Here is a 17384-nt window from a genome sequence, read left to right on the forward strand (position 1 = left end):
TCTTGCGGCCTTGGGCCACCGTCCGCACCTTGCGGATCTCGAACTCCATCGCACCCCTTGAGCTGGGGTGTTGCGACGACTCCTAGAACCTAAGCACCCGCGCCCGAGGCCCTTCCGTTCAGCCGTGCGCAAAGACCTTCAGCCGGGCCCCGGCCAAGGCCCTCAGCCCTTCACGCACACGATCTGCTTGAGCTTGGCGACGACCTCCACCAGGTCCCGCTGCTGCTCGATGACCTTCTCGATCGGCTTGTACGCGGCCGGAATCTCGTCCACGACGCCGGAGTCCTTACGGCACTCCACGCCCCGCGTCTGATCCTCCAGGTCGCGTGTCGAGAAGCGCCGCTTCGCGGCGTTCCGGCTCATCTTCCGGCCGGCACCGTGCGAGGCCGAGTTGAACGACTTCTCGTTCCCGAGGCCCTTCACGATGTACGAACCGGTGCCCATCGAACCCGGGATGATCCCGAAGTCCCCGGACCCCGCACGGATCGCGCCCTTCCGCGTGACCAGCAGGTCCATGCCCTCGTACCGTTCCTCCGCCACGTAGTTGTGGTGGCAGGAGATGACCGGCTCGAAGGTCACCTTGGCCTTCTTGAACTCCTTGCGGACCACGTTCTGGAAGAGCGCCATCATGACGGCCCGGTTGTGCTTCGCGTACTCCTGCGCCCAGAACAGGTCGTTCCGGTACGCCGCCATCTGCGGGGTGTCGGCAATGAACACCGCCAGGTCGCGGTCGATCAGATCCTGGTTGTGCGGCAGCTTCTGCGCCTGCCCGATGTGGAAGTCGGCCAGTTCCTTGCCGATGTTCCGCGATCCGGAGTGCAGCATCAGCCAGACCGAACCCGACTCGTCGAGGCAGAACTCGATGAAGTGGTTTCCCGATCCGAGCGTTCCCATCTGCTTCGTGGCACGTTCCTGACGGAACTTGACCGCATCGGCCACCCCGTCGAACCGTCCCCAGAAGTCGTCCCAGCCCGGCGCCCGGAAGCCGTACAGCCGGTCCGGCTCCACGACCTCGTCATGCATGCCGCGGCCCACCGGAATGGCCTGCTCGATCTTCGACCGGAGCCGGGACAGGTCGCCCGGCAGGTCATTGGCCGTCAAGGAGGTCTTCACCGCGGACATTCCGCAGCCGATGTCCACACCGACCGCCGCCGGACAGACCGCACCCTGCATCGCGATCACCGAACCGACCGTCGCGCCCTTGCCGAAATGAACGTCCGGCATGACGGCGAGACCCTTGATCCAGGGCAGTGTGGCCACGTTGCGCAGCTGCTGCATCGCGACGTCCTCGACGGAGGCCGGGTCGGCCCACATACGGATGGGAACCTTCGCGCCCGGCACCTCTACATAAGACATAGTTCCTCGATTCCCCCGAAAAGTCTGAAAGCGCAAAACCGGTGCCAAGGTCGGCAAATGAGTCGGTCGACCGGCATTCACAGCGGCGCGTGCGATACACATTGTGTCCACCGGTCGCCATCGAGCGGCAACCGTTTTTCGCACGAAGGGAGCCCAGGACCGTGCGACGAATGGCCTACGTAACCGGCACCGCGCTACTGGCAGCGCTCGTCGTCGGCTGCAGCAACGACACCGAAACCGGTGGTTCCGCAGCCGACAGCAAGCCCGGCGAGACACCTGTCGCCGTCGCGGCACCCGGCAAGTACCGCACTCTTCCCGAGCCTTGCGGCGCCGTCGCGACGTCCACGCTGAAGGACCTGCTCCCGGGCGCCGCCGAACTCTCCGAGGAGCAGCAGAAGAAGGTGTACGAGGGCACCGCCGCCGTCACCTACAACACCGACCGCCGGGTCGGCTGCCGCTGGAAGTCCGAAGCCCCCTCCTCCTCGCACACCCTGTCCATCGACTTCGAGCGCGTCGTGTCCTACGACCCCGTCGTGAGCGACGACGACCGCGCCCGCGAGGTGTACACGGAGAAGGAAACTTCCGCCGGTCTGACCTCGCCCTCCGCGACCCCCGACAGCGCGGACAGCAGCACGGACAGCAGCACGAAGGACGGCGCGAAGGACGGTACGAAGGACGGTACAAAGGGCACGAAGAAGCCGACGACCCCCGCCGCTTCCGACCCCGCCCCGGACTCCGCCTCGCACGCCCTGGCCGGTCCCACCCCCGACGACGGGAACACCGAAGACGGGAATGCCGACGACGCCTCCGGCGGCCCGGCCGAGAGCCTTCAGCCACGCGTCCTCGACGACCTCGGCGACAACGCGTTTCTGAACGATCTGCTCACCCGGGCAGGTTCCACCGCACAGCACCGCACGGTGAGCGTGGTATTTCGCACATCGAACGTCATCGTGACCGTCGAGTACACCGAGCAGCCGACCGTCTCCAGCGTGGTCCCCGACAGCAAGGAACTGCAGGAGAAGGCCCAGGCAGTGGCCCGGAACCTGGTCGACAAGTTCAGCGAGTGACCCCGACCCGGGCGCCCCTGGCGCGCGTCGCCCCCGGCCGCCGGGCACCCGGCCGGGGCGGCATCCCGTCGCAGTCCGTCGTACCGTGGCCCTCCGGAAACCCCTCCGGAGCAGCTTCCGGGACACCCTCCGGAACACCGGTCGACCACCCGCCCGACCACCTGGCAGCCCGCCCGCCGCGCCACCCGAGTGAAGGAACCATGCACCGTTCAGCCCCGCGACTCTCCCGCATACTCGCCTGCGCCGCCGTTCCGGTGATGCTCGTCGTCGCCGGCTGCTCGTCGGACTCCGGCGACAAGAAGGAATCGGGCTCGTCCGCGTCGTCCACATCGCCGAGCGCGAGCAAGAAGGCGGAGCCGACCGTCGAGCCCGCGAAGTTCGCCGCGCTGCCCGACCCGTGCAAGTCGATCACCAAGAAGACGGCCACCTCCCTGGTTCCCGCGGCGAAGTCCAAGAACGGCACGGCCACCACCTCCAGCGACACCTCTTACCGCGCCGGCTGCTCCTGGAACGGCCTCGACGACAACGGTGTGAAGGGTTCCCAGTACCGCTGGCTCGACGTCGGCTTCACCCGCTTCGACTCGGACCAGGCCCTGGGCAGCGGCGCCAAGCGCGCGCAGCAGGACTTCGAGAAGCAGGTCGCCAAGGCCAAGGCGGCCGAGGGCGCCAAGAAGGTCGCCGAAGCGCCCGTCAGCGGCATCGGCGAGCAGGCCACCAAGATCACCTACGACCTCACCAAGACGGGTGAGGACTTCAAGTACGCGACGGTCGTGGCCCGGACGGAGAACGTCGTCATCACCCTCACCTACAACGGCGCGGGTTACGCGGGCGCGAAGACCCCCTCCGCCGACGACATCCTGAAGGGCGCCGAGAAGGCGGCCAAGGAGGCGGTGGCCTCCGTCGCCGCCGGCGCGAAGTCGGACAAGCCGGCCGGCTCGGACAAGCCGAGCGAGAAGGCCACGGACAAGGCCGACGCCCCCAAGTCGTCCGGCGACGACTCCGCGGACGGCAAGACGACGGACGGCAAGACGGCGGACAACAAGTCGACGGACAAGAAGACCTCCGCCCACAAGACGTCCGTCAAGAAGACGAGCTAGGGCCTCTCATCCGGATCAGGCCGGGCTCGCGGGGGCCGGCCTGATCCAACGAAAAGACCCTGACAACCCCCCTGCACAGAAGCAGCTTTACGAAGCCCGGCGCTCCCCCGAGTACCGGGCTTCTCCCCTCCCCGCGCAACACGCCGCGTTCCCATGTGCCAGGCTGTGCCCGCCAGAAGTCGCAGCAGGACGCCGAAAAAGACGTCACAGCACGACGTCGGATACGGGAAACGGGGAGGGGAACGCGGGTGGCCGCGATGCAGCTGACACGCACCCACCGGATACTCATCGGTCTCGTGGTCGCCGGTGCGGTGCTCATCGCCGCGATCGGGTTCGCGGGTTCGTACGCGGCGGTGCGCGAGCTCGCCCTCCAGAAGGGCTTCGGGGACTTCTCGCTGGTCTTCCCGATCGGCATCGACGCGGGCATCTGCGTCCTGCTCGCCCTGGACCTGCTGCTGACCTGGCTGCGCATCCCGTTCCCGCTGTTGCGCCAGACGGCCTGGCTGCTGACCGCCGCGACGATCGCCTTCAACGGCGCCGCGGCCTGGCCCGACCCGCTCGGCGTCGGCATGCACGCGGTCATCCCGGTGCTGTTCGTGGTCTCCGTCGAGGCCGCCCGCCACGCGGTGGGCCGGATCGCCGACATCACGGCCGACAAGCACATGGAGGGCGTCCGCCTCACCCGCTGGCTGCTCTCCCCCGTCCCCACGTTCCGGCTCTGGCGCCGCATGAAGCTCTGGGAGCTGCGCAGTTACGAGCAGGTCATCAAGCTCGAACAGGACCGGCTGATCTACCAGGCCCGCCTCCAGGCCCGCTTCGGCCGCAACTGGCGCCGCAAGGCCCCCGTCGAGTCCCTGATGCCGCTGCGCCTGGCGAAGTACGGGGTCCCGCTGGCCGAGACCGGCCCGGCCGGCCTCGCCGCCGCGGGCATCGAACCGGCCCTGCTGCCCCCGGCCCCGGTCCAGGCCCAGGTCGAATCGGGCGAGTCCCAGCCCGAGTTGCCGTACGCCCCCGAGCAGCAGTACGCCCAGCAGGACGAGCACCACCAGCCGCAACACCAGCACCAGCAGCACGGGCCGCACCAGCAGTACCAGCTGCACGGCCACCCGTCCGACGATGCCGCCGCCGAGGAATGGCCCCAGGAGGGCCCCGGCTCGCACGAGAGCCCCTGGTTCGCGGCGCCCCAGGTGCCGGACGACGCGTACGAGAGCGCCTACAACCCGACGTACGTCGAGGGTCTGGAGCCGACCCCGGTGATGGTCCCGTCGGGCCCCGGCGGCCGCACCCGCCCCCTGGGCAACGTGGGCACGATCGGCGCCGTCCCGGGCCCCCGCACCGCGGAGCGCCAGCAGCAGGAACAGGCCCAGCAGGCCCAGCAGGCCCATGAACAGCCTCAGCTCCACGAACAGCCGCAGCTCCCGGAGCAGGTCAAGGAGCAGGTCAAGGAGCAGGCCAAGGAGCCCGAGCCGGACCCGGCCGAGTGGGCGCAGGAGGACGCGGAGTTCGCCGAGATCGCCTACGAGGTGTTCGCCGCGTTCGTGAACCAGCACAACGACTACCCGAGCGTCGACGCCCTGGACATACACGTCACGGACGGCCACAACGTCAGGCACCCGCGCAGCGCGGCGCTGATCCGCCGCCTGATGCCGGAGTTCAAGAACCGCTACCACGCCGAACTCGAAGCGGACCACATCGCCTGAGCCCCTGAGGGCTGTCCCGTGGCCCGCATCCGATCAGCGGCAACGACGGAGGGCCGTCACCCGAATCACCGGGTGACGGCCCTCCGTACGTACGAAACAAACCGGACCGCTATGCGCCCAGGAGCCTGCGCACCCGCTCCGCCCCCACGGCCAGCAGCAGCGTGGGCAGCCGCGGCCCCGTGTCCCGGCTGACCAGCAGCCGGTACAGCAGCGCGAAGAACGACCGCTGCGCGACCTTCAACTCGGGCGTCGGCTTGGCGTCCGGCTCCAGGCCCGCCAGGATCTTCGGCACGCCGTAGACGAGCGTGGTGAGCCCGTCCAGCGACCAGTGCGAGTCCAGCCCTTCCAGGAGCAGCCGCAGCGACTCCCGGCCCTGCTCGTCCAGCGAGCCGAGGAGCTCCTTGTCCGGCTCGTCGCGGACGATGGTGCGGGCCTCGGCCGGAACCTGGCTGGTGATCCAGTTCTCGGCGCGGTCGAGACGGGGCCGGGCCTCGTCCAGCGAGGTCAGCGGGTTCTCCGGGTCCAGCTCGCTCAGGATGCGCAGCGTCTGCTCGTCGTGCCCGGCCGTGATGTCGGCGACCGACGCGAGCGTGCGGTACGGCAGCGGGCGCGGCGTACGCGGCAGCTCACCGGCGGCCGTGCCGATGGCCCGCGCGTACGCGGCGGCGTCGGCCGGCAGCACCGAGCCGTCGGCGACCTTGCGTGCCAGCGAGTCCCACTCGTCGTAGAGCCGCTGGATCTCCTGGTCGAAGGCGATCTTGAAGGACTGGTTGGGCCTGCGGCGCGCGTACAGCCAGCGCAGCAGCGGCGCCTCCATGATCTCCAGCGCGTCGGCCGGGGTCGGCACGCCGCCCTTGCTGGAGGACATCTTCGCCATGCCGGAGATGCCGACGAAGGCGTACATCGGGCCGATCGGCTGCACGCCGTCGAAGATCTCGCGGACGATCTGGCCGCCGACGACGAACGAGGAGCCCGGCGAGGAGTGGTCCACGCCGCTCGGCTCGAAGATCACGCCCTCGAACGCCCAGCGCATCGGCCAGTCGACCTTCCAGACCAGCTTGCCGCGGTTGAACTCGCTCAGCCGCACCGTCTCGGCGAAGCCGCAGGCCGTGCAGGTGTAGTTCAGCTCGGTGCTGTCGTCGTCGTACGACGTGACGGTCGTCAGGTCCTTCTCGCAGTTGCCGCAGTAGGGCTTGTACGGGAAGTAACCGGCCGAACCGCCGCTGCCGTCGTCCTCGCTCGCCGCGCCGGAGCCCGCCTCGGCCTCCAGCTCGGCCTCGTCGACCTTCTTCTGCTGCTGCGGCTTCTTGCCGCCCTTGGCACCCGCCGCGGCCGGGTCCTTCTTCGTCCGGTACCGGTCGAGGACGGCGTCGATGTCGGCGCGGTGCCTCATCGCGTGCAGGATCTGCTCGCGGTAGGCGCCCGCCGTGTACTGCTCGGTCTGGCTGATGCTGTCGTACTCGACGCCCAGCTCGTCCAGCGCGGCCGTCATGGCGGCCTTGAAGTGCTCGGCCCAGTTCGGATACGCGGACCCGGCCGGGGCGGGCACCGAGGTCAGCGGCTTGCCGATGTGCTCGGCCCAGGACTCGTCGATCCCCGGGACACCATTGGGCACCTTGCGGTACCGGTCGTAGTCGTCCCACGAGATCAGGTGCCGGACGGTGTACCCCCGGCGGCGGATCTCGTCGGCGACCAGGTGCGGGGTCATGACCTCGCGGAGGTTGCCCAGGTGGATCGGGCCGGACGGGGAGAGGCCGGACGCGACGACGACCGGTTTGCCAGGCGCACGACGCTCCGATTCGGCGATGACATCGTCCGCGAAGCGGGAGACCCAGTCGGCCTCGGTGCTGCTCTGACTCTGAGCCACGGTCTGCACGTCCTTCTCTCTTGTAGGACTCGTAGGAACACCCTTGTGGGACTCGTAGGGGCTCCGCCCATTCTCCCAGGTCCTACCGGCAGCGCGAAAACGGCTTTACCGCCCGTGGAATACTGGGTGTGATCCCTTGTACTCCTACGGAAACGGCAGCCAGCCCATGGCCTCGGTCAATTCCCTCGCTTCCACGCTCCAGCAGCAGCTGGCGGACGCCCTGACGGCAGCTCTGCCGGATGCCGGCACCGCGGACCCGCTGCTGCGACGAAGCGACCGGGCCGACTTCCAGGCCAACGGCATCCTGGCCCTCGCCAAGAAGCTCAAGGGCAACCCGCGCGAGCTCGCCTCGCAGGTCACGGCCGCGCTCCCGGCGGGTGGCCTGATCAAGGAGATCGAGGTCTCCGGCCCCGGCTTCCTCAACGTCACGCTCGCCGACCGGGCGATCATCGAGACCCTCGCCGCGCGCGCCGCGGACGACGAGGGCCGGCTCGGTGTGCCGTACAACAGCGCCGCGGGCACGACCGTCATCGACTACGCGCAGCCGAACGTGGCCAAGGAGATGCACGTCGGCCACCTGCGTTCCGCGGTGATCGGTGACGCGATGGTGCAGATCCTGGAGTTCACGGGCGAGTCCGTGGTCCGCAGGCACCACATCGGTGACTGGGGCACCCAGTTCGGCATGCTCATCCAGTACCTGATCGAGCACCCGGGCGAGCTGACCCACGAGGGCGACGGCGGCGAGGCGGACGGCGAGGCCGCCATGTCCTCGCTGAACCGGCTCTACAAGGCCTCGCGCGCGCTCTTCGACTCCGACGAGGAGTTCAAGGCCCGCTCCCGGGACCGCGTCGTGGCCCTCCAGGCCGGTGACGAGGAGACGCTCGCCCTGTGGCAGCGCTTCGTCGACGAGTCGAAGATCTACTTCTACTCGGTCTTCAACAAGCTCGACATGGAGATCCGGGACGCCGACATCGTCGGCGAGTCCGGCTACAACGACATGCTTGAGGAGACCTGCCGGATCCTTGAGGAGTCGGGCGTCGCCGTCCGCTCCGAGGGCGCGCTCTGCGTCTTCTTCGACGACGTGAAGGGCCCGGACGGCAACCCGACACCGCTGATCGTCAAGAAGTCGAACGGCGGCTACGGCTACGCGGCGACCGACCTCTCCGCGATCCGCGACCGGGTCCAGAACCTCAAGGCGAACACCCTGCTGTACGTCGTGGACGCCCGGCAGGCCCTGCACTTCAAGATGGTCTTCGAGACGGCCCGCCGGGCCGGCTGGCTGAACGAGGACGTCAAGGCCGTGCAGCTCGCCTTCGGCACGGTGCTCGGCAAGGACGGCAAGCCGTTCAAGACCCGTGAGGGCGAGACGGTCCGGCTGGCCGACCTCCTGGACGAGGCGATCGACCGGGCGTCCGCCGTCGTGCGCGAGAAGGCGAAGGACCTCACCGAGGACGAGATCACCGAGCGCGCCACACAGGTCGGCATCGGCGCGGTGAAGTACGCGGACCTGTCGACGTCGGCCGCCCGCGACTACAAGTTCGACCTGGACCAGATGGTCTCGCTGACCGGCGACACCAGCGTGTACATCCAGTACGCGCACGCCCGTTCCCGGTCCATCAAGCGCAAGGCGGGCGAGCTGAAGTCCCAGCCCCACCCGGAGCTGGAGCTGGCCCCTGCCGAGCGCGCGCTGGCCCTGCACCTGGACCAGTTCGCCGAGGTCGTGGCCGAGGTCGCCGCCGCGTACGAGCCGCACAAGCTGGCCTCGTACCTCTACCAGCTGTCGTCGCTCTTCACGACGTTCTACGACCAGTGCCCGGTGCTGAAGCCCGAGGTGCCGGGCGATGTGGCCGAGAACCGGCTCTTCCTCTCGGACCTCACCGCCCGCACCCTGCACCAGGGCATGGAGCTGCTCGGCATCCGGACCCCCGAGCGCCTCTGACCGGAGCGTCGGTCAGCACGTACGCACCGGCCTGGTGGCGAGACCTAGTTCGGCTCCTTGGTCTCCCACTGGGCCGTGTCGTACCGGTACATGTACTCCGGCCGGGCCTTGATGCTGCTGGTACGGAACGGCTTCCCGCCGTCGTCGATGCGCAGCGTCCCCTCCCGATCGCCGCTGCTCCACTCCAGCTCCAGGTACCAGCTGACGTCGTGCCCTTCGACATGGGCGTTGAGGTCGAACACCTCCACATCGGTGGAGGACACCTGGAACGGGAAGTCCTTCGGCGGCACCCGTACGTCCCCCTGCCGACCCGCCACCGGGGTGAGGGTCGGCCGGCCGTCGTCGAGGTCGATGTCGAAGGACTGCGGGGTGATGCCGCTCCCGCAGCCCTCCCCCATCGAATACGCCGACCAAGCCAGCGGCGCCTTCCGGGACAGCGTCCGCACATGCAGTCCCTTCAGCACGACGGCCTGCCCCGACTTCCCCTGCACGGTGACTTCGAGCAGCATGTTGCCGCCGTCCACCCCGCCGAGCGCCCTGGCCCAGCCGCGGGTGTCCTGCGGCGGGGGCGGCGGAGGCACGTCGTTCGGCTTCTGGTCCAGCACGTAGTACTTGCCGCAGGGCTCTTCCCAGTTGTACGAGCTGATGGTGGCGCCCAGCGGCACGCCCCCGCTCTGCTGCCCACCCGACCCGGCTCCCGTGCCGTGCCTCCCGGACGTGGCGGAGGCGCCGCCGGACGGCGGGGACGACACGGTCGCCGAGCCGGACGGTACGGGTTTGCCCGACTTCTTCGCCCCGCTGGGCGAGGCGGTGGGGCTCCTGTCGCGGCCGAGCAGGGCGGGCGCGGACCCATCCGTGTCCTGGCCGTCCACGGCGGGGGCGTTGCTGAGATCGTCGGTGTCCCTGCCCGACAGATTGCTGACGACGATCGAGGTGGGCACGCTCAGCGCGACGACGGCGACGGCCGCGAGCAGCACGCGCGCGCGCCGGGAGGGCAGGAACCGCCTGGGCCGGCTCGCCCCGCCTGCCACGATCGTGGGCTCGGCTTCGAACGTGGGCTCGGGCGTGGGCACCGACACGAACGTGCCGCCGCCGTCACCGCCCTCTTCCCCGGCCCGCCCTTCGGACGAATCACCGGCCCCTGCCCCGGCCTCGGCCCGGGAGCCACGCTCCGCATCCGGAGACGTATTCGCAGACGTGTCCGCAGAAGCATCCGGAACCTCGTCCGAAACCGCGTCCCGGACCGGCCCCGCGGAAGCAGAAGCGGGAGCAGCCGCAGGAGCGGGAGCAGCCGCGGCAGGGCGCCGCCGGGCCGCATCCGCCACGATCCACCGCCGGTGCAGCTCCACCAGCTCGTCCGGCCCGGCCCCGCACAACCGCGCCAGCCGTTCCACCGGGGCGTACTCGTTCGGCACCGCATCACCGTTGCAGTACCGGTGGAGCGTCGACGTGCTGACGTGCAGTCTCCCGGCGAGTACCCCGTAGCTGCGCCCCGAACGATCCTTCAGTTCCTTCAGCAGAGCCGCGAATTCCCCGGCCTCCGGCGTCGCCACTTCGGCGTTCCCCCTCCTGGTCCGTCCCAGAACACCGTTCCAGGGACGTGGAATCTGCCCAGGTCACAGTACGCGCAGGCATTCCAGCTTCCCCAATGGGCTGTTCGGCGTTGCGGTCGGATTCTGCCGCCCCGCAAGCTGTGAACACACCGCAGCGACCACCGGGACGACGCAGTGCGAATCCACTTCCGCATCGAGCTCATCGATGCCGTGGCCATCGGCGTGTTGATCGTGTCCACCGCGATCGTCATGGTCCTGATCTGCCACAACTGACCGAACGACATCACCGGCCCACACACGGGGAGTACCACCATGCGCAGCAACCGCATCCGCACCACCGCCCTCGCCGCGACCGCCCTCCTGGCCGCCCTCTCGCTCACCGCCTGCGGCGGCAACGACAACGGGAACGACGGCAAGGCAGGCGCGGCGGCTCCGGCAGCGAGCGTCACCGCCACCACCCCCGACACGGGCAAGGACGCCAAGGAGACCGACAGCGGCACGGCCAAGGCCCCCGCCGAGAACGTCTCCACCACGTCCAAGGGCTCCACCGGCGGCAGCAGGAGCGGGAAGAGCAGCGTCGGCACCACCGCGAGCGGAAACAAGTCCCCCGTCACCTGCACCGGCTCGAACACCAAGGTCACCGTCAGCAAGGTGAGCCGCCCCATCAACCACCTGCTGCTCACGGCGACCAACACCGGCTCCGTGCCCTGCTACGCGTACCACGCACCGGCACTCCGTTTCGACGACGCCCAGGCCGCCTTCCCGGTCCTCCGCGACAGCATCCCGCAGGCCGTGGTCACCCTCGCGCCTGGCCAGTCCGCCTACGCCTCCATCGGGCTGTCCGGTGAGCCCGACGGGCAGGAGCTGCACAAGAGCGCCCACCTCTCGGTGTACTTCACCGGCAAGGCCAACCAGGGCTCCACGGGCGCCTCGGCCGAGCTGACCCTCCCCGCCGGCACCACCTGGGGCGACAACGGCTTCGTCACCTACTGGCAGAGCGAAATGGCCGACGCCCTCATGTACTGATCCGTCAGCACGTACGGATCCGTCAGCGCCTCGCCGGGGTCGTCCGCTCTCGCGGACGGCCCCTTTCCGCGCCCAACAGCCGGACATCTGCACTACGTTGGCCGGTAGTCGACCCACGGGGGACACCGCATGGACCGGACCCGTCTGAAGTCACTGGGCTCTCTGGTGTCCGCCCTCGCGCTCGCGGCCCTCCTGCCGGTCCTCGTCGCGCTGTGGGTCGGCGACGGCGTGCAGAAGCTGCTCACCGGCGACTCCGCCACCGTGCACAGCGTCACGCAGTGCGTGGAGGGCGGCGGGCAGCTGCCTGCCGCCCACTGCTACGGGACGTGGGCGTTCGCGGACGGCCGCACGGCCTCCGGCGAGATCACCGGCGCCGAGGTGGCCGCCGGTGACACGATCTTCGCGGGCGACGGCTGGGCGTACGACTCCACGTCCCCGCTCCACTGGCGGATCTGGACCCCGGTCACGATCTTCGGCGCCGGAGCCGCCGCTCTGACGGCCTCCTGGCTGAGCTACCGCAGATCCCGCGACGCCCCGGCCCCGGCCCCGGCCGACTGACGTAAGCTGGCCTTCCATGGTTATAAGCACCGCTCTGTGGTCCTTCGCCCTGGTTGTAGGACTGCTCACCCTGACCCCCGGACTCGACACCGCTCTGATCCTGCGGACCTCGGCCCTCGGCCGCCGCAGAAGAGCCTGGGGCGTCGTCCTCGGAATCCAGACCGGCACCCTCCTGTGGGGTGCGCTCACCTCCCTCGGCGTGACCGCGCTCCTCACCGCCTCCCACCTCGCCTACACGGCCCTGCGCTGGGCCGGCGCCGCCTACCTGGTCTGGCTGGGCGCCCGCATGCTCCGGGACACCTTCCGGGGCCGTCGTCCCGCCCCAAACACGACCGACGCCGCGCTCCTCTCCGGTACGGACTCGCTACGCGGCGGCTGGCGGCAGGGCACCCTCACCAACCTCCTCAACCCCAAGATGGGCGCCTTCTACGTCGCCGTCCTGCCCCAGTTCATCCCCGAGGGCGCCAACCACTTCGCCATGGGCCTGCTGCTCACCACCGTCCACATCCTCCTGGGGCTGGTGTGGTCGGCCGCCCTCATCGGCTTCGCCCGCGTCCTGCACGGCTGGCTCCGCAGGCCCCGGGCCCGCCTCCTGCTCGACCGGATCACCGGGACCGTCATCGCCGCCTTCGGCATCCGGCTGGCCCTCAGCGACTGAGCCTCCGGCCGGGCCTCGGGAAAAGGCTCTAGCATCGGCCGCATGGCGATGTTCGTGCACCTGACGCCCTCGGCGAACGCGGCGCGTGTGCGCCGTTCCGGAATACGGGCCGTCAGCCACGGCCGCGACGCATCACGGTCACGGGGCCTCTACTGCTTCCCCGTCCTCCCCTCGTACACCCTCACCCACCAGTGGCTGCGCGAGCTGGCCAGGCACGGCGGCCCGCGTGGACTCGTCGCCGTGCACATCCGCCTGCCGGACGACGAACCCGTCACCGTGGGCCCCTACAACCGCGACCCCGCGACCGTCACGGCCGCCGAAGCCGTACGCCGTGTCGCCGCCCTGCCCGACCCGCGCGGCTGGGAAGTGTTCGTCCCCCGGCCCGTCACCCGGCGCGAGGTGCACCGTATCCGCGCGGTCAGCCAGGTCACCGGCTGGCGGTACTTCCCCGGCTCGAACGGCAAGGCGCCCTGCACCTGCTTCGGCTGCCGGGTACGCGGCGAGTACGGCTCGCAGCGCCTGCGGCAACGCCGCCCGCACCCTCTCGACGGCCCTCCCCCGGCCTCCGCGGTCCTCGTGCGCAGGATCGCCGCAGCGGGCAGCCCCGGCGACCCCGAACAGCTCGTCCAGACCCTCCACTGGTTCGGGATGCGCCGACGCGGACCGGTCGACCAACTGGCCCACCTCGCGGACCACCCGGACCCGAAGGTCCGCAGGGCCCTCGTATGGGCCGTCGAGAACTGGTCGACCCCGAGCGCCACGGAACTCCTCCACCGCCTCGCCCAGGACCCGGACGCGACGGTCCGGGAGGCCGTCGAGTCCAGCGCACCCGAGACCTGAGGCCCTCGCCCCGACCGGGCTCGAAGCCGTACAGATTTCTTGTACAGGTCGTACGCGCGTGACGCGGGCGCGCAGGTGGAAGTTGGCTCGGTATGCACCCCGGAATGCGGAAGCGCAAGAACGCGTCGGCAATGAAACTTGTGGGCAAGCTGGTCGCCGTCTTCCGCAGGGCGGCCGGCCTGACCCAGACCCAACTCGCCGACCTGGTGGGCCACCAGGTGGAGACGATCGCCTCCATCGAACAGGGCAGACGGGCGCTACTGCCCAGCCTGGCCGCCACGCTGGACCAACTACTGGAGACCAAAGGTGCGTTGGCGGAGGCAGTGGCACACATGCCGGAGATCGATCTGATCCCGGCGTGGGCGGAGGAGTACTTGGAGCTGGAGCTGGAGGCTCTGGCGCTGTCCTGGTACGACAACCAGGTCGTACCGGGTCTCCTCCAGACGGACCGCTACGCCGAGGCCGTGTTCCGCAACAGGGTCCCTGTCTTCAGCGAGGAAAAGGTGGCGATTCAGACGAAGGCCCGCCTGGAACGCCAGGAAATCCTTCATCGGCCGTCGCCCCCGACCATCAGCTTCGTCGTCTGGGAACCGGTCCTGATGCTCCAGCTCCTGGACGACGAAGGGCACGCGGAGCAGTTGAACCACCTGCGTACCTGCGCCGCGCTCCCCGGCGTCTGCCTCCAGGTCCTGTCGCTGAACCACCGCACCCATGCCGGGCTGGACGGCCCCTTCACCCTGCTGGAAACGCCGGACTTCCAGCGCGTCGCCTACTCCGAGACACAGCGCGGCAGCCTGCTCGTCTCCGACCCCGACGAGGTCAGCATCCTCGCCCAGAAATATGCAATGCTGCGAGCCCAGGCCCTCAGCCCCGAAGACACCGTGGGCCTGCTGGACCGTCTGCTGGGAGAACAATGAACACCGCACATGAGTGGTTCAAGTCCAGCTACAGCGGCGACGAGGGCGGGCAGTGCCTCGAAGTCGCCTACGAGTGGCAGAAGTCGAGCCACAGCGGCAGCGAGGGCGGGCAGTGCGTCGAGGTCGCCGCCCACCCCGCCGCCATCCACATCCGCGACTCCAAGAACCCCGACGGCCCCGTCCTCACCGTCGCCCCCACCACCTGGACGGCCTTCGCCGGCTTCGCCGCCGACCGGCGACTCGTCTGACCCCACCGGAGGGATACCACCGCATGGCTGTCATCCACCGCACCACCCTGACGCCCACCAAACTGGAACTCCTCACCTCCTGGCTGCCCGCACAGCCCTGGTACCGCGGCAAGGGGCGGCAGCCCGAGCTGGCCAGGACCGGCGGGTTCCGGCTGGACGACCCGCAGGGCGAGGTGGGGATCGAGTTCATGGCGGTCACCGACACCTCGGGGGACCAACCGGTCACGTACCAGGTGCCGTTCAGCTACCGCGGCGCACCGCTCGCGGGCGACGACGACGCACTCATCGGCACGACCGAGCACGGGGTGCTGGGGCAGCGGTGGGTGTACGACGGGACGCGTGACCCGGTCCTCGTCGCCCAGTTGTTCGCGCTCGTCGTCGGCAAGGCCGAGCCGCAGATGCAGAGCACGAGCGACACCCCCGACCCGTCCGTCATCGCCTGGTTCGCCGAATCGGACACCCTGGCGGAGATCGCCGCCACGACCGCCACCGACGACCCGAACGGCACGGATCTCCTGGTCGCGACGGCACCCGCGGGCCGCCTGCTGACCCTCCACATCAACCGCGTTCTCCACCCCGGGCAGAACGCGGACGGACGGGCAATCGGCCACGTCACCGCGGACGCGCCGCTGCCCGACGGCACCACGGCGCGCACCGCGTACGTCGTCGTTCACGCACGCCCGTAGCCCGGACCGCCCGGCCCCGCCCGGCCGTTGTCAGTGCTCGCGCCTAGAGTTCGGTTCATGGCGACGCTCCCGAACCCGCTCCCGTCCCTGGCCACCTCAGGGCTTCGACTCCCGCCCGGCTCACTGGTGGACGCCACGATCGACGGCACCTGGCACGAGCCGCTGCTCTGGTGCGCCGACGAGCCCGCGTCCCACGGGACGTGGCGCGCGCTGCGCACGGCCGGGCGGACGGTCGGCCTGCTCCCCGTGCTGATCGACGGCGGGCGACGCGACCAGTGGCCCGATGCCTGGGACCTGATCCCGGACAGCACGTCGTACCCCGGCGATCACGACGCCGAGGAGGTGCTCAGCGAGTACTGGGAGGACTGCGCGCCCGAGGAGCTCGACGCCGCCGAGGGCGACTGGCCGGGCCTGGCCCCCGTCCCGGCCGCCGAGGGGCAGGACACCCCCGACGACCTGGCGGCCGCTGTCGCCGAGGAGTGCGTCGGCCCGGACGGCTGGTACCCCGGCTCGCGGGTGGCGCTCGTCCCGGCCCGGCGCAGCGCGGACATACCGGCGGCGATCGGCTGGTCGGGCCCGGTCAACTACGAGGACGACACGGCCCGGCTCTGTGCCGTGCTCCGCTCCTGGGAGGACCGCTTCGGCATACGGGTCGTGGTGCTGGGCTTCGACACCCTGACCGTCTCGGTCGGGCGCCCGCCCACCACCCTCCCGGAGGCCCGCGCGGTCGCCGCCGAGCACTTCGCGTTCTGCCCGGACAACATCGAACAGAACCCGCCGTACGACCTGGACGTCTACGCCGAGAAGATGGTGCTGGACCAGGAGACCTGGTCGTTCTGGTGGGACTGAACCGGACCCGAGCTCCTAGGTACGGCGACTCATGTGCCGTACCGGAGCGCCAGGTTGAATCGCACGCATGCCCGACAACGTCACGGACAGCCCCCGGCACACCTGGATCGCCTCACTGATCTCCACGGTCGTCACGCTGCCACTCGCGTTCTTCGCCCTGGTGCACATCATGCTCTCGCCCATAGCCTGCGAATACTGCTCGGAGACGGATGCCCACCGCTTCGACGCCAGCTTCGGTCCGGCGTGGACGGTGACCTGCTGCGGCCTGCTGCTGGCCCTGGTCATCCTGGTGGCGAGCTGGGTGTTCACCAGGCGCAGGCCGCCGACCGCGATCGGCCTCGCCGTGGCCGCGCCCGCCACCGTGTTCTTCACCTGGGTCGCCTTCATGACCCTGATCAACTGGCCCTGACCACTGGTCCTGAGCCTTCGAGCGGAGGAACACCGCCCGTGAACCCGGAGCCGTCCCCGGACGACACCGACGCCGACCGCGCCGACCGCCTCGCCCGCTTCATCGAGGAGTTCCGCGCCCTGCCGGCCGACAGCGACAGGAAACGCGAGATCATCGCCGAACTGGACGACAACACGGCCGCGCAGCCGTTCCTCGTCTTGGTGGTCGCCGACGCGGGCGAGTACGACCTCGCCCGCACCGAGGCCGCCACCGTCCTGCGCCTGTGGCCCCCGACCGACCCCGACCTGCGCCACCGCGCGGGCAGGGCCCTGCTGGCGGCGCTGCGCGACCCCGAGGAGGATCTGGTGCGCCAGTACGCGGCGATGGCGCTCGGCCCCTACGCCTCGGACGACCCGGCGGTCACCGAGGCCCTGATCGCCGCCGGAGGGTCCGGGGAGGACCCCCTCGTCCAGGCCTGCGCGAGGTCCGCCCTGGAAGAGGCGGGCCTCGCCTGAGCGCGCCCGGGGCCCACGCCCGGTCGCCGCGCCCGCCGACAAAGTCGGGTATCACGGACTGTTCCTCCGGAAAGGCCGTCCGGTACGCGTTCACCACTCGTGCCGGACGGGCTTCGGGAC

At 70.0% G+C, this 17384-nt stretch carries 17 protein-coding genes; 14 read left to right on the forward strand and 3 right to left on the reverse strand.

The annotated features are described in order from the left end of the window. Nucleotides 1-162: 162 nt before the first annotated feature. On the reverse strand, nt 163-1356 hold the full coding sequence (locus tag ACFV8T_RS41825; RefSeq protein WP_385338180.1) for an RtcB family protein: 1194 nt from the start codon (nt 1354-1356) through the stop codon (nt 163-165). Between the two features lie 170 nt (nt 1357-1526). Here ACFV8T_RS41825 and ACFV8T_RS41830 point away from each other — a divergent pair, with 170 nt between their 5' ends. The 3 genes from ACFV8T_RS41830 (at nt 1527) to ACFV8T_RS41840 (ending at nt 5220) form a co-directional block, all read left to right on the forward strand. Then, nucleotides 1527-2423: a DUF3558 domain-containing protein gene (locus tag ACFV8T_RS41830; RefSeq protein ID WP_385338183.1), complete on the forward strand. Its 897-nt coding sequence runs from the start codon at nt 1527-1529 to the stop codon at nt 2421-2423. A gap of 200 nt (nt 2424-2623) precedes the next feature. Continuing rightward, nucleotides 2624-3520, forward strand: coding sequence for a DUF3558 family protein (locus ACFV8T_RS41835; protein ID WP_385338186.1), 897 nt, complete (start codon nt 2624-2626; stop codon nt 3518-3520). A gap of 257 nt (nt 3521-3777) precedes the next feature. Next, a complete protein-coding gene (locus ACFV8T_RS41840) occupies nt 3778-5220 on the forward strand; it encodes a DUF2637 domain-containing protein (protein WP_385338189.1) in 1443 nt (480 codons plus the stop codon). 109 nt (nt 5221-5329) lie between these two features. Here ACFV8T_RS41840 and lysS read toward each other — a convergent pair whose 3' ends face one another. Then, a complete protein-coding gene (gene lysS / locus ACFV8T_RS41845) occupies nt 5330-7096 on the reverse strand; it encodes a lysine--tRNA ligase (RefSeq protein ID WP_385338192.1) in 1767 nt (588 codons plus the stop codon). A 157-nt stretch (nt 7097-7253) separates the two neighbouring features. Between lysS and argS the strand changes: the two genes are divergently transcribed. Next, nucleotides 7254-9026, forward strand: coding sequence for an arginine--tRNA ligase (gene argS / locus ACFV8T_RS41850; RefSeq protein WP_385338195.1), 1773 nt, complete (start codon nt 7254-7256; stop codon nt 9024-9026). Nucleotides 9027-9070: 44 nt separating this feature from the next. Here argS and ACFV8T_RS41855 read toward each other — a convergent pair whose 3' ends face one another. Beyond that, the gene (locus ACFV8T_RS41855; RefSeq protein WP_385338197.1) at nt 9071-10579 is read right to left on the reverse strand and encodes a helix-turn-helix domain-containing protein; all 1509 of its coding nucleotides are present in this window, start codon (nt 10577-10579) and stop codon (nt 9071-9073) included. Nucleotides 10580-10891: 312 nt separating this feature from the next. On the opposite strand from ACFV8T_RS41855, the gene ACFV8T_RS41860 reads away from it, so the two are divergent. The 10 genes from ACFV8T_RS41860 (at nt 10892) to ACFV8T_RS41905 (ending at nt 17264) form a co-directional block, all read left to right on the forward strand. Next, entirely contained in the window at nt 10892-11605 is a 714-nt protein-coding gene (locus tag ACFV8T_RS41860) for a DUF4232 domain-containing protein (protein ID WP_385338200.1), read from the forward strand. 129 nt (nt 11606-11734) lie between these two features. After that, nucleotides 11735-12163 carry a hypothetical protein gene (locus tag ACFV8T_RS41865; protein ID WP_385338203.1) on the forward strand — a complete coding sequence of 143 codons (429 nt, stop codon included), beginning with the start codon at nt 11735-11737 and terminating at the stop codon, nt 12161-12163. A 16-nt stretch (nt 12164-12179) separates the two neighbouring features. Next, a complete protein-coding gene (locus tag ACFV8T_RS41870; protein WP_385338205.1) occupies nt 12180-12821 on the forward strand; it encodes a LysE family translocator in 642 nt (213 codons plus the stop codon). A 42-nt stretch (nt 12822-12863) separates the two neighbouring features. After that, a complete protein-coding gene (locus ACFV8T_RS41875; protein ID WP_385338208.1) occupies nt 12864-13661 on the forward strand; it encodes a HEAT repeat domain-containing protein in 798 nt (265 codons plus the stop codon). Nucleotides 13662-13792: 131 nt separating this feature from the next. Then, the gene (locus ACFV8T_RS41880; protein WP_385338211.1) at nt 13793-14578 is read left to right on the forward strand and encodes a Scr1 family TA system antitoxin-like transcriptional regulator; all 786 of its coding nucleotides are present in this window, start codon (nt 13793-13795) and stop codon (nt 14576-14578) included. Further along, nucleotides 14575-14826, forward strand: coding sequence for a DUF397 domain-containing protein (locus tag ACFV8T_RS41885; protein ID WP_385338214.1), 252 nt, complete (start codon nt 14575-14577; stop codon nt 14824-14826). Before ACFV8T_RS41880 ends, ACFV8T_RS41885 begins: the two co-directional genes overlap by 4 nt. Nucleotides 14827-14849: 23 nt before the next feature. Beyond that, nucleotides 14850-15512, forward strand: a complete 663-nt coding sequence (locus ACFV8T_RS41890; protein ID WP_385338217.1) for a 1,4-alpha-glucan branching protein — start codon at nt 14850-14852, stop codon at nt 15510-15512. 57 nt (nt 15513-15569) lie between these two features. Beyond that, nucleotides 15570-16361, forward strand: a complete 792-nt coding sequence (locus tag ACFV8T_RS41895; RefSeq protein ID WP_385338219.1) for a DUF4253 domain-containing protein — start codon at nt 15570-15572, stop codon at nt 16359-16361. 67 nt (nt 16362-16428) lie between these two features. Next, nucleotides 16429-16770: a DUF983 domain-containing protein gene (locus ACFV8T_RS41900; RefSeq protein ID WP_385338222.1), complete on the forward strand. Its 342-nt coding sequence runs from the start codon at nt 16429-16431 to the stop codon at nt 16768-16770. Between the two features lie 38 nt (nt 16771-16808). Continuing rightward, on the forward strand, nt 16809-17264 hold the full coding sequence (locus tag ACFV8T_RS41905; RefSeq protein ID WP_385338226.1) for a hypothetical protein: 456 nt from the start codon (nt 16809-16811) through the stop codon (nt 17262-17264). Nucleotides 17265-17384: the final 120 nt, after the last annotated feature.

The sequence above is a fragment of the Streptomyces sp. NPDC059832 genome (genome assembly GCF_042731715.1).
Taxonomy (GTDB): domain Bacteria; phylum Actinomycetota; class Actinomycetes; order Streptomycetales; family Streptomycetaceae; genus Streptomyces.

Coding starts and splice junctions, on each gene's coding strand:
- ACFV8T_RS41830 (WP_385338183.1), top strand. CDS start 1,527: ATGGCCTACGTAACCGGCACCGCGCTACTGGCAGCGCTCGTCGTCGGC.
- ACFV8T_RS41890 (WP_385338217.1), top strand. CDS start 14,850: ATGGCTGTCATCCACCGCACCACCCTGACGCCCACCAAACTGGAACTC.
- ACFV8T_RS41880 (WP_385338211.1), top strand. CDS start 13,793: ATGAAACTTGTGGGCAAGCTGGTCGCCGTCTTCCGCAGGGCGGCCGGC.
- ACFV8T_RS41865 (WP_385338203.1), top strand. CDS start 11,735: ATGGACCGGACCCGTCTGAAGTCACTGGGCTCTCTGGTGTCCGCCCTC.
- ACFV8T_RS41835 (WP_385338186.1), top strand. CDS start 2,624: ATGCACCGTTCAGCCCCGCGACTCTCCCGCATACTCGCCTGCGCCGCC.
- ACFV8T_RS41875 (WP_385338208.1), top strand. CDS start 12,864: ATGGCGATGTTCGTGCACCTGACGCCCTCGGCGAACGCGGCGCGTGTG.
- ACFV8T_RS41840 (WP_385338189.1), top strand. CDS start 3,778: ATGCAGCTGACACGCACCCACCGGATACTCATCGGTCTCGTGGTCGCC.
- ACFV8T_RS41895 (WP_385338219.1), top strand. CDS start 15,570: ATGGCGACGCTCCCGAACCCGCTCCCGTCCCTGGCCACCTCAGGGCTT.
- ACFV8T_RS41825 (WP_385338180.1), bottom strand. CDS start 1,356: ATGTCTTATGTAGAGGTGCCGGGCGCGAAGGTTCCCATCCGTATGTGG.
- ACFV8T_RS41900 (WP_385338222.1), top strand. CDS start 16,429: ATGCCCGACAACGTCACGGACAGCCCCCGGCACACCTGGATCGCCTCA.
- ACFV8T_RS41870 (WP_385338205.1), top strand. CDS start 12,180: ATGGTTATAAGCACCGCTCTGTGGTCCTTCGCCCTGGTTGTAGGACTG.
- argS (WP_385338195.1), top strand. CDS start 7,254: ATGGCCTCGGTCAATTCCCTCGCTTCCACGCTCCAGCAGCAGCTGGCG.
- ACFV8T_RS41860 (WP_385338200.1), top strand. CDS start 10,892: ATGCGCAGCAACCGCATCCGCACCACCGCCCTCGCCGCGACCGCCCTC.
- ACFV8T_RS41885 (WP_385338214.1), top strand. CDS start 14,575: ATGAACACCGCACATGAGTGGTTCAAGTCCAGCTACAGCGGCGACGAG.